This window comes from Bacillota bacterium, assembly GCA_040755295.1.
Lineage (GTDB): Bacteria > Bacillota > Desulfotomaculia > Desulfotomaculales > Ammonificaceae > SURF-55.
Genome location: JBFMBK010000011.1, coordinates 84,356 through 102,029, shown reverse-complemented (window position 1 = coordinate 102,029; position 17,674 = coordinate 84,356). Strand labels below are relative to the sequence as shown.

11 protein-coding genes are annotated in these 17,674 nt (G+C 52.6%); 2 read left to right on the top strand and 9 right to left on the bottom strand.

Features of this window, described 5'->3' with window-relative positions; all coding sequences use genetic code 11:
• Positions 1-117: 117 nt before the first annotated feature.
• From AB1500_09470 to AB1500_09430, 9 genes are all read right to left on the bottom strand, one after another.
• On the bottom strand, positions 118-462 hold the full coding sequence (locus AB1500_09470) for a four helix bundle protein (protein MEW6183384.1): 345 nt from the start codon (positions 460-462) through the stop codon (positions 118-120).
• A gap of 111 nt (positions 463-573) precedes the next feature.
• Positions 574-1,659 carry a GDP-mannose 4,6-dehydratase gene (gmd, locus tag AB1500_09465; protein MEW6183383.1) on the bottom strand — a complete coding sequence of 362 codons (1,086 nt, stop codon included), beginning with the start codon at positions 1,657-1,659 and terminating at the stop codon, positions 574-576.
• A gap of 153 nt (positions 1,660-1,812) precedes the next feature.
• Positions 1,813-2,889: a glycosyltransferase family 4 protein gene (locus tag AB1500_09460; GenBank protein ID MEW6183382.1), complete on the bottom strand. Its 1,077-nt coding sequence runs from the start codon at positions 2,887-2,889 to the stop codon at positions 1,813-1,815.
• A gap of 26 nt (positions 2,890-2,915) precedes the next feature.
• Positions 2,916-4,085, bottom strand: coding sequence for a glycosyltransferase (locus tag AB1500_09455; protein ID MEW6183381.1), 1,170 nt, complete (start codon positions 4,083-4,085; stop codon positions 2,916-2,918).
• Position 4,086: 1 nt separating this feature from the next.
• Positions 4,087-4,938, bottom strand: a complete 852-nt coding sequence (locus tag AB1500_09450; protein MEW6183380.1) for a methyltransferase domain-containing protein — start codon at positions 4,936-4,938, stop codon at positions 4,087-4,089.
• 98 nt (positions 4,939-5,036) lie between these two features.
• Positions 5,037-6,191 (bottom strand): glycosyltransferase family 4 protein, encoded by a 1,155-nt coding sequence (locus AB1500_09445; GenBank protein MEW6183379.1) that lies wholly within the window; start codon positions 6,189-6,191, stop codon positions 5,037-5,039.
• Between the two features lie 32 nt (positions 6,192-6,223).
• Positions 6,224-7,519, bottom strand: a complete 1,296-nt coding sequence (locus tag AB1500_09440; GenBank protein MEW6183378.1) for a nucleotide sugar dehydrogenase — start codon at positions 7,517-7,519, stop codon at positions 6,224-6,226.
• Positions 7,520-7,522: 3 nt separating this feature from the next.
• Positions 7,523-8,551 carry a GDP-mannose 4,6-dehydratase gene (locus AB1500_09435; GenBank protein MEW6183377.1) on the bottom strand — a complete coding sequence of 343 codons (1,029 nt, stop codon included), beginning with the start codon at positions 8,549-8,551 and terminating at the stop codon, positions 7,523-7,525.
• A 149-nt stretch (positions 8,552-8,700) separates the two neighbouring features.
• A complete protein-coding gene (locus AB1500_09430) occupies positions 8,701-9,465 on the bottom strand; it encodes a 3-oxoacyl-ACP reductase family protein (GenBank protein ID MEW6183376.1) in 765 nt (254 codons plus the stop codon).
• A gap of 507 nt (positions 9,466-9,972) precedes the next feature.
• Between AB1500_09430 and AB1500_09425 the strand changes: the two genes are divergently transcribed.
• Both AB1500_09425 and AB1500_09420 read left to right on the top strand, forming a co-directional pair.
• Positions 9,973-11,100: a tetratricopeptide repeat protein gene (locus AB1500_09425; protein ID MEW6183375.1), complete on the top strand. Its 1,128-nt coding sequence runs from the start codon at positions 9,973-9,975 to the stop codon at positions 11,098-11,100.
• Positions 11,101-11,544: 444 nt separating this feature from the next.
• Positions 11,545-17,631 carry a discoidin domain-containing protein gene (locus AB1500_09420; protein MEW6183374.1) on the top strand — a complete coding sequence of 2,029 codons (6,087 nt, stop codon included), beginning with the start codon at positions 11,545-11,547 and terminating at the stop codon, positions 17,629-17,631.
• Positions 17,632-17,674: the final 43 nt, after the last annotated feature.

The following is a 17,674-nucleotide window of genomic DNA, read 5'->3' as shown; positions in this document are numbered from 1 at the left end:
TGTTCTCTTTGATAAACTGCTTAAGTTGTTCACGGGATACCAGTTTCTTCTTTTCCATTTGCCTTCCTGCCTTTCCGTTTTATTGTACTTTCGGAAAGAGTAGAAGCACAATTTATTTTACACACTCGCAGCCTTCCTCTGTTTGAGGTATTTGATATACCCGTTCAACATGCGAATAATTTCAAAGACCTGCTTCCTATACCCTTTAAATTTCTCCTCATCGATGTATCCTTCATCATGGACCACTGTAAGGTGGTCCAACAATTCAAACAAGGAGCCTCTCGTTTGTCGGCAGAACTGGATATTCCCCTGATAGTGAAACCTCCCGTATCCTTCGGCTATGTTGGCGGTAACCGACCGTGAAGCCCGCAAAATCTGATCTGCAAGTCGGAACCTCTCGCTTGAGGGAAGTCTCTTGACTAGCTGCGAAAAGTCTTTTCTTAACTCTCTTCCTTTTGCCAGACTTCGAGATCTTCAAAAGTCGATATAGGGTCAACTTGCTGCTGCCCTTTATTGACCACCGTGCGGGACCTTCCTTCTTACCCACTTTACTACAAAACTACTTAACTATTGCTATTCCATTCCACGCCTTACGTTCTCATACACTGCCTTCACGCCTGTCTCCCACTGGTGCCAGCCCGAGAATTTCTCTTGAAGAATGCGCTTCCCTTCACCGGGCGGCGTGAGCCCGGCCGCTTCCATATCAGCGTCGACCATTATCCTTACAAGCTCCTTAAACCGGACCTTGGGATTCCAGCCCAGTCCTCCTCGGGCTTTTGAGGCGTCGGCGAGGAGGAATTCCACCTCTGTCGGCCGGAAGTAACGGGGGTCGGTTTCAACGTGTTGACGCCAGTCAACACCGGCGCAAGAAAACGCTTCTTCCAGAAACTCTCTTACCGAATGTGACTCTCCGGTGCCGATAACGTAATCGTCCGGTCTGTCCTGCTGGAGCATTAACCACATCGCTTCCACGTACTCCGGCGCGTAGCCCCAGTCGCGCCGGGCATCAAGATTCCCGAGGAAAAGCTTTTTCTGCCTGCCGGTAATGATATTGGCCAGCGCCCTTGTGATTTTTCGGGTCACGAATGTTTCCCCGCGCCGGGGGCTTTCGTGATTGAAGAGAATACCGTTGCACGCCCACAGGCCGTACCCCTGTCGGTAGTTGGCAACCATCCAGTAGGAATAAACCTTCGCGGCCGCATACGGGCTGCGGGGATGAAACGGAGTTGACTCGTTTTGCGGCGCAGGTGCGCCTCCGAACATCTCGGAACTCGACGCCTGGTAGAACCTTGTTTTTATCCCGCTCCGCCGGATGGCTTCCAGAAGCCGCGTGGTGCCGAGGCCGGTAATGTCGCCCGTATATTCGGGTATGTCGAAGCTGACTCTGACGTGGCTCTGTGCGCCTAGGTGATATATTTCTTCCGGTTTGAGGTTGTAAATCAGGTTGGTCAGTTGCTCCGAGTTCACCAAGTCCCCGTAATGCAGAAAAAGTCTGGCACCCGTCTCATGGGGGTCACGGTAAAGATGGTCGAGGCGGTCCGTATTAAACGTGCTTGCCCGCCGGATGAGTCCGTGCACCTCATAATCCTTGGAAAGCAATAACTCAGCAAGATAAGAACCGTCCTGCCCGGTAATGCCGGTGATTAAAGCGCGCTTCATCAGGAAACACCAACTTCCTTGTAATGAGCGGTTACATGGTTCAACAACGATACCACTAAGAGTATATAACGAACTTAGATTTCGACCAAAACGAATTTTTTGTCTGTTGAGGCACGGATTAACTATACATTCGCGTCGTGTATCTGTAATTCCCTACGCAATGGATAAACATAACTCTTTGAATAGGTTTACCAGACGGCCGGACAAACCGTCTAAGCTATGATGTTCAATAACATTGTTGCGCAAATAAGCGCCCATCTGTTCGAGTTCAGCCGGGGGAAGTGACAGGATCATCCTAAGTTTGGCTGCCAGGTCTTCGTAGTCCTCGTGGCGGAATAGAAGCCTGTCCGCCAGTTTCCCCAGAGTTTGCTTGAATCCTTCATTAGCCGCCAAACACGGTCTGCCGCAGCTCATCGCCTCCCACGCAACTTTATCCCCAAAGCCGGTAGGGGTCAGGTTAACGTGTACCGTACAGCGCCGGTACCAGACCGGAAGCGACGTGGTCGGAACCGCCGGTTCGAAGCTGGTGGTTTTCTTGAGGCCGAGTTCCTCCACCTGGTTTTGAAGCGACTGCGCGTACGTTTCACCCTGCGGGCCTGCGGGGGTGCCGATGATGACAATGCGAAACGCGCTTTCGGGGTTCCTGTTGAGTAATGCCACCGCCTGAAGCAGGGTCGGGTGGTCCTTCGCTGGGGAGAGGCGCCCCGCGCACAGAATCATCGGAGGTTCATCCGGTGCGGTTCCGTCCGGGCTGAAGAGGTCTGTATCAATCCCTTGGCCAACAACCGTTAGCTTGTCTTGCTTGTAAGGATAAGCCGAAGCCAGGCTCGCGACCATCCGGTCGGATAAGTGGTGGGCGATTTTCAGCCTGCGATTGGCCGTCGGGTGGGCGTACCAGGTGATAATAGGTATCCGTTTTACCCTTAATACCGGCGCAGCAAGGATGCTGAACTCTGGAATCATATGGGAGAAACATGCGTCAATACGGTTTTCTTTAAGAATTCGGGATAAGTGCCGGTAGAATTCAAGCATCCGCCGCGGTTCGCTGTAGCCCTTTTCCTTGCCTACCGAATAAACCTTTACATTATCAGGTACTTCAACGCGTCCCACGCGCATCGTAACAACGTTAATAGACTCAACCCGTTTGGCCAGTGCATGGATCCAACGGGTAGTAAAACCCAGGATCGGATCTTCAACGTCGGTAGCAAGGTTAAACAATAGAAGGTGCATTCTTTTTACCTCTTCAGAATAGCTCATTAATTGCATGCTGCTGCATTCTTCAAGGTTTTCCTTGCTTCTTCAAAAAGCTTTCGGTAACTGTCTACATAAGCTTTGGAAGAAAAAAGCTTCCGTGCAGATTCTCTTGCCTGTTTTCCTATTGTTTCCGCTCCCTCCGGGTGGGTAAGCACCCAGTGCAGCCGTTTCGTGAGGGACTCTATGTCTCCTGGGGGGACCAGGAAACCCGTTTCTTCATCTTGAACGAGCTCGGGTATCCCGCCGACGTTACTGGCGATGACGGGCTTTGCGGCAGCCATAGCCTCAAAGACCACACGTGGAAGCGCTTCAGAAAAAGAAGGCAGTACGAAAACACGGCAACGGGCCATATACCGGGCAAGTTCTTGCTGTGACACCTCTCCCGTGAAATGAATCCTGTCTGCCAGCCCGAGCGCTGCCGCTTTCTCACGAAGCTCGGCGGCGTACTCTTTGTTTTCATCCCGCCCCGCTATCCAGAGCTGCGCTGTGGGCAGTTTCCGGCCTACTTTCGCAAAAGCATCGATTAGAATATGTACACCCTTGAGAGGAGTCAGCACTCCGGCGAAAAGTACATCATCGCCGGCCTGCTCCGGCTGCGTGTTCAGAAACACATCCATATCCGTCCAGGCCGGGAATTGTATGATCGGCTTACCCGGCGACCAGCGCTGGAGTTGCTCGTGTGTAGAGTTGGAGACCGCCCGGAGCAGGTCCGCATGCTTCAATGCGAATTTCGACGTCCACCGCATCAAAGCCCTATATATATCGGGCACCAATACCCGCCGTTGCAAAAAAATGCTTTCCTCGAAGTTACCGTGGCTTTCCACAATTAATGCTGTTTCTAAACCGATGAGCCGGGCCAGTTTTTTGGCTGCCGCACCCGCAAATCCTTCGTAAGGGCTCTGGGCAACCAGGATGCGTACTTTTTGTACGAGTATGAACCACAAAGCCAACAGGGTACCTGACGTGAGCATAAGGAAGTATCTCAATACGGGCAGAGGGAGCTTCGGCATCAAATAAAAATTCGCGTGCTCGGTAAAACGATGCGGCTTTGGGTTTTGCGCGAAGCCGATCACATACAGTTCACCAAGTTGAGACAGTAGACGGAATTTTTTCGCACTGGTTTCGTCCAGCGGCAGGCTATAGCGTGTACCGCCGATAAAGCATATCCGCATCCTAAAGCCTACTGCCTCGTTTCTTTTTACAGACATACATGCACATGTGTCCCGCCAGCTTTCTTGTAAGTAAACCTTCTAATAAAAGAGCGGCGCTTCCCTTTAATAAACTCTTAATCGTTACTGACGGCCTGGGGCTGCTTATTTTAGCTTTTTCTAAATTACTTGCGTTGACGGCGGTTGCTCTCGCCATTATCCGGTCTGTAACCGACCTAAAGCCCGGTATCACTTCCCAAAAAGTTTTAATTGTTGCGTACGGGAAAATTCGGATTACCTCAAAACCTGCTGATTTAAGCGTTGCCTCCATTTCTTCCTTAGTAAAGCTCCATTGGTAAAAGCCGTAACCGGATGTATCTGACATGTTCGGGTCAAAGCGCTCCGTGAACATGATTCGGAGCAAATTTAAATAGGGAACACTGCAAAACAATAAACCGCCTTCTTTTAGTACACGATGGGCCTCTTTTAAAGCCAAGACCGGTCCTTCCAGAAAATGCTCTACTACTCCCAAAGAGACGTAAGCATCAAAAGAGTTGTCCAAGTATTCCAGAGCAAGGACGTTTCCTTCCCTGAGGATATCCTGATTCAGATTGTACAACCGGCGGCCGTTCTCTATACCGACCCTGCTCGTGTCAATACCGACCGCGTTATAGCCGCATTGTCGCAAGGCACAGACCCAATGTCCCAAACCACAACCGGCTTCAACAACTTTAGCTTGGTCGGGTAGATGGTTTGTGATTACTTTAAATACTCGTTGACGTGTAACCCAGGACGTTAACTTCTCCGGTGAAGTCTGCTCCAGCCAAGTATCATCCCATAGCCCGTCTAAGTCGCCTATGGGTTTAAGCCAGAGCAACCTTTTGTACCCTTCTTCAGTCTTTAAGAGCCGTACCATTCCGAATGGCTTCCTGCCCTTTCCTTGTAGTTACCACCACAATTAGTTCGACTCCGTACTCACTTGATCTTGATTTCCCCACTTTTTATGGCTTGCATAAGCGCTTGTTCCGTCTCGACCACCATAAACGGATAGCTGAACTGTTTAAGAACGGTTTTAGCGTTTTCAGCCAGTCGGGTGCGTAGATCGGTGTCCTTGATCAATAGAACAAGCGCCTTGCTTAAAGCATTGTTATCGCCTGGTGGAATAAGTAAACCTGTTTCGCCGTCCTTTATCACTTCCGGCGTGCCTCCCGCCGCTGTGGCCACAACCGGCAGTCCCAACTGCATTGCCTCTACAACAACGTGCGGCAGTCCTTCATAGGAAGAATTCAATACGAAGATGTTGCACGCGGCAATCAGCGATTGTGTTTCGTCCTTGCTACGTTGCCCCGTAAAATAAATACGATCGATAGACCCTTGGGCTTGCGCTATTCTCTCCAATCGCTGTCGTTCCGGGCCGTCACCGACCAAGACCAAACCGGCTTCGGTTAAACTCCTTAGTGAACCGATTATTCCGTCCACATGCTTCCAGGGAACCAGCCGCCCGACCGTAACAAGTTTAACCGGTGTTATCAATGGTATCACAGCCGGCGCGACAGCTTTGGGCGGTTCAACGGCGTTATAAACCACGATACAGTTGCCCTCGGGGACGCCCCAATCGACAACATTGCGCTTGAGATACTCGCTCGGGGCAATTACCCGGTCCGCCCGGCGCGTGACCCAGGAACGCAAGCGTTTATTGAGTTCGGCGGGCCATTTCTGGCGCCTGTTCTGGAAATCGTCGAAACCGTCCGTGGTCCAGCCTTTACGGGTGGCCCTTTCCCAGGCTTCGTCGCCGACGATTTTCATCACCAGCGGCTTGCGTACAAATATATTGGCGAGCACGCATTCAAGATGCATGCCGTTGGCATAGATAACGTCAGCGTCGCGTCCCAGCCGAATAACCCTCCGGGTGAAATCGACCGTCCGCCGCAATAAAGGAAGTCTTCTATTAACTCTTACAACGGGGAAAGGGAAAACGCCGTCATCATGCTTCATATCGTGCGGCTCGCTGGTGGTCAGCACTTTCACCCGGTGTCCGCGCTCACTCAGCGCCCCGGCCATAACCGGTACATAGGTGGCGGGTCCTCCGATATCCGGCGGGAAGATCCCGGTTACAAAGAGAACTTCCATTTCCTTTTTTCCTGCTACTGTCTTTCGATCCGTCATAAGCCCCAATACAGGACGTCCGAATCCGCCAGGTCTTCCTTGGGTATAATCCTGCGGACATCGACGAGTACGCCGGGTCCGCCGTTTTTCCTCAAGAGATCAACGAACTCTATAGTTCTTTTTTTCCGGAAAACCTTGTGCGGTACCGCCACAATAACCGCATCATAGCAGATTTTTTCTTTAAAAGGATCAGGAACGGGAACCAGTCCCATGGCGCTGATTTTTTCGGGTTCCACCAGCGGATCGTGAACGGCGACCTTAATTTCGTACCCTTCAAGTTCCCGGACCAGATCCGTTATCCGCGTATTGCGTACATCCCGCACATTCTCTTTAAACGTAACGCCCAGCACCAGCACATTTGCGTTTCGCACCGTTTTCCCGGCGTTAATCATGAGTCTTACGGTTTCGCGGCTGATATAATATCCCATCTCATCGTTGATCCGGCGTCCTGCAAGGATGACCTCGGGATGGTACCCGGTTGCTTCCGCTTTGAATGTCAGGTAATAAGGATCAACGGGGATGCAGTGCCCTCCGACCAATCCCGGTTGGAAAGGGATAAAATTCCATTTTGTACCCGCCGCTTTAAGAACTTCCTGTGTATCGAGTCCGAGCCGGTGAAAAATCATGGCCAGCTCGTTCATCAGGGCGATGTTCAGGTCTCGCTGAATATTCTCGATCGCCTTCGCCGCTTCCGCCGTCCTGATATCGGGAGCCTTATACACGCCCGCCTTTATGATCAGTTCATAAACACCGGCAACCTGCGCCAGTGTTTCCTCATCTTGAGCCGCCACCACTTTCACTACGTTTGCCAGGGTGTGCTCTGAATCCCCGGGATTAATGCGTTCCGGGGAGTAGCCGATTTTGAAGTCTTTTCCGCCACGTAGTCCCGACTCCCGCTCCAAAATAGGGACGCAGATCTCTTCGGTCACGCCCGGATATACGGTGGATTCGTAAACCACGGTTGTCCCCGGAACCAGGTTTCGTCCCACCAAACGGCTTGCTTCAACCAGATGTTTGAAATCAGGCCTATTGTGGCCGTCTACGGGTGTGGGTACGGCTATGATAATGAATTCAGCCTGGCGCAATTCCACGGGATCGGCAGTAAAAGTAAGATGGGGAGGACGCAGGTCCGCTCCTTTAAGCTCGTCATTATCGTCATATCCTTTGCGGAGTGCTTCAACGCGTTCCGGATTTATGTCAAAGCCGATGGTTTGGAGCGCCTTTCCAAACTCCACGGCAAGCGCGAGCCCCACATAACCTAACCCAACGACGGCGATACACTTAGGATTCATTTCTTACAGTACCCTCACTTCTTTAGCCCAGTTCCGGTTTTCCCGGTACCAGCGGCAGGTTTCTCTAAGGCCTTCCTCGATGGTTACTCCCGGTTCCCAGCCGAGCAGGTTCCGGGCTTTGTTGATGTCGGCCCATGTAGCCGTGACATCCGCCGGTTGGGGGCTTTGAAACTCCAACTTCGCCTTCTTGGCGAGAAGCTCTTCAATGAGCCGCACGGCGTCCAGCAGCACAACGGGTCTGTCCGATCCGAGGTTGATTGTTTCGTAGCCCAGCGGCCGCAGGGCGGCGATTGTGCCGTGCGCTATGTCGTCGACGTAGGTGAAATCGCGGGATTGTTGTCCGTCGCCGTAAATAAGCAGCGGCTTTTCTTCGTTGATCCACTGAATGAACCGGAAGAAGCTCATGTCCGGTCTTCCGGCGGGGCCGTAAACGGTAAAATAGCGCAGCACCGTCACGTCGATGCCGTAAAGATAATGGTAGGTGTAGCAAAGCGCTTCCGCCGCCTTCTTGGAAGCCGCGTACGGCGAGAGGGGATTATCGGTGTTGGCGTCCTCGCGGTAAGGCATGGCGTTGTCCTTGCCGTATAAGCTTGAAGTTGAGGCCTGGATAAATTTCTTAACGCCGAATTCCCGGCAGAGTTCGAGCAGGTTCAGGGTGCCGGTGACGTTGGTGTCGACGTACACCCAGGGATTGGCCACCGATTGCCGCACGCCTGCCCGGGCGGCGAGGTTGATGACGGCGTCGAACGGCGCGCCGACGGCATCTGAGGAGACGTATGCCGTGTTAAAAAGCTGTCTCAATTCTTGGAGACCAGAAATATCCGCCTGATAAAAACGAAATCCGTCAAGTTGTTTTAACCGGTTAAGACGCCATTCTTTCATCGTGACATCATAAGCGTCGTTGAGGCTGTCTATCCCGGAAACGGAGCATCCCTGCGCCAGAAGCAATTCCGTCACCCTGGACGCTATGAATCCGGCGCATCCCGTGACCAGAATTTTCGCGCCCGGTTTAATGGCAAAGTTTTCGTTCATTGCATTCTCCTGTTTATTGCTGCTGTTTTTTGAAAATATACGGGTTTTCTACAAGGTTCACCGGAAAATCTGTTTTTCCTTCTGGTATCTTATCGTTGCCAGTGTTAATTACTATCAGCTTTAGAACATTCCTGGGGAATGAGGATAGGCTACGTGGTCAGCCAGCCGCCGTCGACGCGCAGGACCTGCCCGTTGATGAAGGCTGCGTCCGGAGAGGCGAGGAAGGCGCAGGCGCCGGCGACGTCGCGGGGGGTGCCCAGTCTGCCCGCGGGGATGGAAGCGGCAAGTCCGGCGATTTCTTCGGGGGAAAGTCCTTTCGGGAGCATATCCGTCTGGACGGGGCCGGGGGCTACGGCGTTCACCGTGATTCCGGCGCTGCCCGCCTCGCGCGCCAGCGACTTGGTAAGGGCGATCAAACCTCCCTTGGTGGCGGCGTACGCGGCCTCACAGGAAGCGCCCGTGATTCCGAAGACTGATGTTATGTTAACTATCCGGCCCCAACGGCGGCGGATCATTCCGTCAAGAGCGCGCCGGCAGCAATAAAACGCCCCGGAAAGGTTAACCTCGACAAGCCTCGCCCATTCTTCGTCACCGGTTTCCACAACCAGTTTGCGCAGTCCCAGACCGGCGTTGTTAACCAAAATATCGACGGGGCCCAGCGATTTTTCCGCGGCGTCGAAAAGCTTTTCCACGGATGACGGATCTGCGACATCGGCCCGGAAGGTCATGGCGTTCCCGCCGTACTCCCGGCAGGCCGCCGCTACGTTCTCGGCGTCCCGGGCCGAAGTAAGATAGTTCACAATTACGCTTGCGCCGTGGCGCGCCAACTCCGTGCAGATCGCCGCCCCGATGCCCCTGCCGCCGCCGGTGACGAGCGTCACCTTTCCGCTCAGTGTCTCATTAGAAGTAAGCATCCATTACCCTTACCGGTGTAGATTTTTCTTACAATCATTAAGCATATCACGATTTCCGCAGGTTGCAAGAGATGGGGGCCGGACGTGTTATTTTTCAACAATAGGCGTGAAGGAAGCGGGGTTTTGTCGCACGGTTTATCCCAGTATCTGGAAGGATTTTTCTGGACAACGTACAATATTTCAGCCAGGCATTCATAACGCGGGAGCGTTCCGATCGATCATTCCACACTCATCACTATTATTTGAAGAGTCCTTGAGTATCGTTCACGGCGGAACAACGAAGGAAGATAAAATTATACCCGTAAGCGTGTTGCTCAGAAGCAATAATGTAACAAAAGCGGAACGCCGTGAGAAGTAATGCAGTGCAAGGCAGACCGGTTGAGACGAACCGGAGCGTACTGGGAGGTACGTGAGGATTCGGCTCAGGCGGTCTAACGCCGCAATGCGTTATTTATCGCGGTGTCTAACGAAAGATGTACTATCTATTTTTTGAGGGAGGATTACACTGTGTTTATAATATTCGGCAGCCCATGGGCGGCGTTGAAAAGGCATCTCGTCCGGCCCAGCCTGCTTTTGGGCGGGGCAGGCGCCTGCGAGCGGGCAGGCATGAACGAAGCTGCGCTCCGGTTGGTCAGGCGCGCTCTGAAGGCGGAACCCGGCAGTGTGGACCTGAACTTTCGGGCGGGCCGGCTTTGTTTTAAGCTGGGTAAGCTTGACCAGGCGGTTACGCATCTTCGGGTCGCCTGCCCGGCGGGATGGAAGAAAGGGAAGTTTAATCCGGCGCGTTTTGCGGATAGAGAGACGGGAGTGTCACCGAGAGACCTCGGTTGGGTGCTGGCGGCGGCGGGAAGCTGGCTGCTGAAACGGAATGAGCCGGCGCAGGCGTTGGCGTTTTTCAACCGCGCCCTTTCCGCGGGGTGTTACAACAGCACGGTGCTCAACCAGAAGGCTCTGTGCCTTCTCTCCCTGGGTGAGGCGGCGGAATCGACCCGGATACTTAAGGAAGCCGAAATGGCGGGCGGCGCCGACCTTTCCGTTACGTTGAACACGGCCCACGCGTTAAACCTGCTTGGCCGGTACGGCGAAGCGCTTGATCACTATGAACGCGGGCAGCGCCTAGGCGGGGGCGATAGCGCACACGTGCTCAACAACAAGGGCTTCAGCCTGTTTCACTTGAGGTGCTATGAAGAAGCCGCGGCCTGTTTTCTTCTGGCGCGGGAACTGGCCCCGGATGACGTTGTGGCGGGGACGAACCTGGCGGCCTGTTATTATAAGCTGCGCCGGATAAAAGAGGCGGAGCGGATTATGACCGATCTGGCGGCAAAGAGCGACGACGGGATAATAGTCAACAACCTTGCCGTGATCCAGGAAGCGGCGGGACAAAAGCAGAAAGCCCTGGATGCCTACACGAAAGCCGCGGATTCGGCCGGTCCCGGCAGCGAGGTCTTCCTGCTGAACCGGGCGGCGTGCCTTGCGGAACTGGGACGCTATGAAGAGGCCCTTACCGTATGCACTTGGCTCGACCAGAAACACCCCGCGGACCACCGGGTGTTAAGCCTTAAGGCTAGCATCATGGCGGAACTCGGACGGGAGAGCGAGGCGGTGGACTGCTACCGCCAGGCGCTCGGGATATAAAATAGTTTAGCCCTAATTTGGACGAGCGGGAAACAATATTTAACCACACACAGATGAACACGGATAGGCACGGATTAGGATTGGTTTATATTATCCCTTATCTGTGACCATCTGTGTTAATCCGTGGTTCAGATCCTGCCCCTGCCTCCCTGCCCCCATTCATCATTCCGCATTACTGGATTTTCCATCTGCTTCCGTGGTTCAAATTCTCTCTGTATCCTTTATTTTTCTTGCCATTATACGTATCTTGGCGTCAAAGAACCGGCTCAGAATATGTCGATGAGCGTCGTTATTTAATACCATAAATGGTATTATACTAAAGTATTTCCTAGTACTAAACTTATTGTGACAAATTATTCTTGACAAGCACAGCTAACCAATTATTAAATAAAAATACCCAGATAAATTGCCGGAATATTATGGAATTAGGGGGAGGAACTTTTTATGCGTAAGAGGTTTATAAGTGTTTTTCTTATCGTCCTGATGCTGACAACAATGCTTCCTATTACGGCTTTGGCGCAAACGCCGATAAACTACGCCTTAGGAAAGCCGTACACTACATCCGTAACCTGCCAGAGCAGTTTCGGGAATTCCAGCACTATTGTAACTGACGGCAATAAGTATTCATCGGCGTATATCACAGACAACGGCGCCGGCGGCTCTCCCGTTTCGCTGACCGTCTATTTGAAAAGCGTTTACACCCTTGACAAGATAAAGATATGGCACTATTGGGCCGACGGCAGGACCTGCCACAATACAAAGACCGAGATATCGGAAGACGGCGCCAACTGGACCACTGTTTTCGACTCGGCATCCAGCGGAGAATATAAGGAAAGCGAACAAGGTAAGACCATCACCTTCAACCCTGCCAGGGTCTGCTACATTAGGGACTGGATTAATGGTTCGGATAAAGACAACCAGAACCGCTGGGTAGAGATCCAGGCGTTCGGTCCTCCCCAGACCGGGCAGGACGTAAAACAAAACCTCCCTTTAAATGATCCCTTAGAAAGCACTACCAACATAACCGGATTGAGTCCCGGTACGGTATCCCTGACCCAGGACAAGGTGGGCGGGAACTATGCCGTAAAGGCTGCGGCGGGGGACAATACCACCCAAAACTGGGTTTATTACAACCTTTCCACCTCCGATCCTTTTGACATCACCCAGTATTCTCAGGTCCGGCTTTGGGTGAAACCGGGGCCTGGCGCAAAATGGGTAGAATTCTGGACAAGAGATAATACAGCCGGAGCCGATTGTAAGATTCTCAGCGACCGGGACGGAGACGGAGTCTTTAAAGTGGGTTCGGACTTGCAGAGCGGTAAATGGAATAAAGTGACGCTGGACCTAACCAAAACAACGAGCCCGGCCATGGTTCAGGCGAAAAACCTGTGGGTGCATACGAACGATAGCTCAACCTGGTATTACGATGAAATTTCCTCCATCTACTCACCCGCGTATAATTATGACCTTTCAAAGTTAGTTAATTCGCAAACTCAACTGGTTAACGGACAATTACGCTTTAAGCCAAACGGGGTAAACAATTATGATGCAACCCCGACGGTCCTCGGTTCCCAAAGCCAAGCGTTTTACACCAAGACGGACACCAGCCAGGCCGATTTCCAAACAGGAACGGCAGATGATGTCTATGCGGACAGTAGCGGGACGCTGAGATTGCAAGGTGTCATTGGGTATTCAAATACCGCTACGACAACCGCTGACTTCAACGGGACGCATGTTAATACTGTAGCTGACAACGACGCGGTAAAGTTGCCTGCTGCTCCTGCCTCAACTTTTTCACGCGCTTCGGTTAAGTACAAGAGCGACGGCACGGAAGTCGCTTCGGGGAATCCGTCTTACGAGGCGGGGAAGTTCTCGAACGGGTATCATTCAGTGGAAGGAACAACGAATCGAATGACGGTGAATCAGAGTGACGTAGAGACGGATACGACGGGGTTTCTTATATACAGTGCATCTACCCGAACCCGTGATACAGCGAATTCCTGGCATGGCACGGCCAGTCTGAAGGTAGAGACGCCAGGATATGGATTACAGGAGGGATTCCGTACCACCAGTAATCTCGTAACTGCGTCACAAACCTATACCGCAAGTGTCTGGCTCAAAGGAACCGGTACCATATTCCTGGGACTGAGAGAAATAACTTCGGGGGAGGCACTTGTAGGATATACCGCTAGTGCGCCTATAACACTAACTGGCTCCTGGCAACGCGTTAGTGTTACGCGGACATTTGGATCGACTGGTGCTAGAACGCAATTAATGGTAGTAACTACTGGTAGTGTTCAGGCTGCTACTTTTTATGCTGATGGACTCCAAATCGAACAAAAAGCCTACGCTACACCCTGGCACATCGGCGGCGGCACCCGCAACGCCGACAGCCTTTATTACACCTTAAACAACCCCCTCCCCAATGAGTGGTTTATCTCTGGCTTTTGGAAGACCGATCAGGCGAGTACAATAGCTCGGACAAACGCCCTTGTGCTAGCGGAGCTTTATTATGATGCCAATAACCGGGTTACTATTGAGTATGAGCCTTCGACGGACAAATTAAGGCTCCGAAAATGGTACAGCGGAACTAACGTCAATTTAGAGACAGTGGCAATTTCTTACTCTGCCGGTGATATTGTTGCTTTCGGCGCGGCGCAGTTAAGTAGCGCCCACAATGACCTCCCCGCAGGGATGCAACTTTGGTATAAGATTGGCACTAATCCTATCGTTTATGTTAGCAACATGGACACCAACCTGCCGATAGCCCCGACACGGCTTTACGTTGGTTGCAGCAATGTAGCAAGCTATGAAGCAAACGGCGTACTCGACGCCGTAAAACTCGAAGACATCACCGTCCTGGAAAGCGTTGGCACAACCGTAAATAACGCCTGGGCGGAGGCGCACCTGATGGCAACGAGTGCCCCGGCAAATGATGAAGGTACGCTATTACTCTGTAATTTTAATGATACGCTTGTTTCGTCCAGGGGACCTGGGTGTTACACCCATTCCGCTCAAGACGTATTTGCCGCATCTATAGCCGATAATTTCAAGATCACCTACGCGAAGACCACGCCGGCAAACACCTCAGTTTCGGTAGAGGTAAAGACATCTTCCGACGGCGGTACCACCTGGGGAAATTGGTCCGCGAAAAACAGCGGCGATTTGTTAGTGCCCAACAACACGAACTTGAGTAATTACCGCGTTCAGTGGCAGGCGAACCTATCAACGTCAGATCCGAGTGTTTCACCAAGCCTCGATGACGTAACCATCAGCAACGGCACGCCCAGCACTACAACTTCAACAACCGACTTTAACGGGACGCACAGCAATACCGAAGCGGTCAGTGACGCGGTGAAGCTGGTTAGAGGATCGTTTACCGATGAGTTCACGGGCGCCAGCGGCGCTCCACCTGACACAAATTACTTCAATACTTCCATTGCAGGTTCGGGTAGCGTCACCCGAGACGGCGCGGGCAGATTGACGGTTAACGCGGGGACGGCGGTAACGGGCGCCGGAATGCTTGTGTTTAATAAGAATTTGAATAAGTCTATAGCCCAGACGGTCAAGGTTAAAGGAAAATGTACCAGTGTTAACGCAACCGGTGCGTTCTACTTCTTGGGGGTTGTTCAGAATCCTACTTCGCCTGTATGTGACACGTTCAATAATTTTAACAACCTAAGGAGGCTTATAGTTTGGCAATCCGACACGGGCATATTTCGGTTTGCCTATATGGACAATAGCACTGGATCGTGGTATTACTGGAATAACAGTATCTGGACAACCACCACATCAGATGCTTTTGCAGGGTCGCTCAATACCGATTATGTTATTGTTCTTGAAACAAACGGGACGCAATTCAAGCTCATTTTGAAAAACGCCGACGAGTCGGTAACACATGCCACTTCCGCATGGGTTAATTGGTCGTCGGTAAGAGACTATGGCAACCCGCTTTGGGTAACTGTTGGTGAGCCATACACAGATTATTGGTACGGCTCGATGTCGGTGGATAAATTCATCGGGGATAACTTCGTCTATACCTCTTCCGGCACCTACACCCACACTATTCAGGACGTATCCGGCACGTGGGTGGCCGACAACTTCAAGATCAGCTACTCGAAGACCACGCCGGCGAACACCGCGGTTTCGGTGGAGGCAAGAACCTCATCGGACGGCGGGGCTATCTGGAGCGACTGGGTCGCCAGGAACAGCGGTGAAGTTATCATCCCGGACGGCACGAACCTGAGCAACTACCGTGTCCAATGGCGGGCGAACCTATCAACGTCGGACCAGAATTCTTCACCAAGCCTCGACGATGTAACGATCGGCAACAGCATACAAGGCTCGTACACCTCGCCCGTGATGGACATATCCTCAGGGAGCGCCGTTGCCGGCTCGATAATCAGTTGGAATAAAGCCGACGCGGCCGTGGGAGGCCGGGTCGTAGGTACCGCAAAGGTAGAGACGAAGCTTTCGACGGACGGCGGAACGACCTACGGCTCATGGCAGACCGCCGTTAACGGCGGCACGATCTCCGGCATCACGGCAGCCACGGATCTGAACAACGCGCGACTGCAGTATAGGGTAACTCTCTCCAGCAGCGACGCGATGGTTTCTCCGTTACTTTACGACATCACCCTGAGCATCAACGGGGCAGCTCCGGGGACTCCCGCCCTGCTGCCAAGCGGCAAGATCAGAGGGATAACCATCAACTCCTCATATATTGACAGTTCCGGCCAGTTGAACGCGTTGGTGGCGGAACGGCTCTTGCTGTCCGGTGTCTCTCCCGCCGTCATGGCCATGTCCGGCGACGGCAACTCCCTCTTTTACAAAAACCCTCAGGACGGGAACAAATTGTACCTGCTGAACCTCCTGACCGGTTCGAATACATTGATTTCAAGCATCGTTCCCGGCGACATCAAGCCAAACTATTCGGGCGCCAAAGTCGCCTTTAAAGACTGCTACAGCAACTTGTACCTGTACGACCGGGCGGCGAACAGCACAACCACGGTTTCCGCGTCGGTCGGTGTTTTTGCCTTTCAGGATGACGGAACAATATTCTATTATAGGTCCGACACTAATTATCTCCACCGGTTAGCACCGACAGCGGCGCCGCCCGCTCAGAACCTTGCAGCCGGTCCGTTTAGCTATCTCGACGTTCCCAGAACCGGCAACTTGGCGTTCTTCAGCAACACCACTCAACTATCCAAGCTTATCCCGACCCCGTCCGGTTGGAAGTCCAGCGCCTTAACCACCGCCGCCAAAAACATCACCGGGCTCTGGACAAACGCCGACGGGTCGCTGGTATTCTTCAAAACCGACGACGGCCTGTTTTGCTACCGGGTATCCGCCAGGTCCGTCAGGAAACTGGACGTCACGGCAACCAACGTTGTCAGGGTTACGGACGATAACGAACTGGCTGTCCTTGGTCCGAATTACGAATACCAGTTGTACGACGTCAACACCGATTCCGCCGCGGACATCACGCCCGCGGATGCCGTGGCCAACTATCCCTTCGTGATGGACAGCGCCGGCGCCAGGATGGCTTATGTAACAACCGGGGGTCTTTCTACATACTACCACAGCGATGTTCAGGGCTTGGATCGCTATCTCTTGTCCTTCGACGGAAAAGGCTCCTGGCACACTTACAAATCCGGTAAGTGGGAGCTTGTTACCGACTCGATTCCGACAGTGCAGCAATTCCAGGACGAGGGTATAACGGCGAATGAGATCAATTCCCTGACGGCGGATGATTTCAATAAACTTTACGTTGACGATAAAGAAATTTACAGCCTTGACATCGCCGTATACTTCGCCTCGGTCGACCCGTACACCACCCCATCCATCAAGAGCATAGTGGTTTCCATGCAGGGAAGCCTGAACAGCGGCGGGCTGGAAGAGACACCGCTGCAGAAGCCCCTGTACGCCAAGAAGCAGCAGGACTTCAACGCCTTAGGCTGGCGGCAGATTAAGCGGATTTACACGGTGGAACTGTATCCGAGGGACGGCGAGACCTACTATTTCATCACGACCGACGGTATAAGCTGCAAGTCCTATAAAAACGGTCAGTGGGTAACGGTCGACGCGGGGCTGTTCAACGATCTCGAAACCAACTGGATTACCCTTACCCAGCAGGGGATGACGGCGACCGCGCTCAGATCGGTTCCCGAGGACTTCCTTAACATGCTCCTGCCGGCCGACAACTTCTCCGTGATATATGTGCAGAAGGTGCAGGACGCCTCGACCGAGGGGTATACCAGCGAAGTCGATGTTGACTACGTCGGAACTGAATTCGTGAGCGCCAACCTTGTCTTAAAGGTCACCCTTACCGATGGAACGGTCAAACAGTATCAGGGCTTGACCAAATCGGAAGTGGAAGACTTCATGAGCTGGCTGAGCCAGCGGCAGTACAACAAGGGGCCCATCTTCTACAAACTCGTGATAGGTAGTGCAACTCCGGGTGTCACACAGGTAAACGAATATCTCAACTACTACCTGATCCAGTTCGTAAGCGTAGAGGAAATGCAGTAAAGACAATGCGGAATGATGAGTGATGAATGATGAATAAGAACCA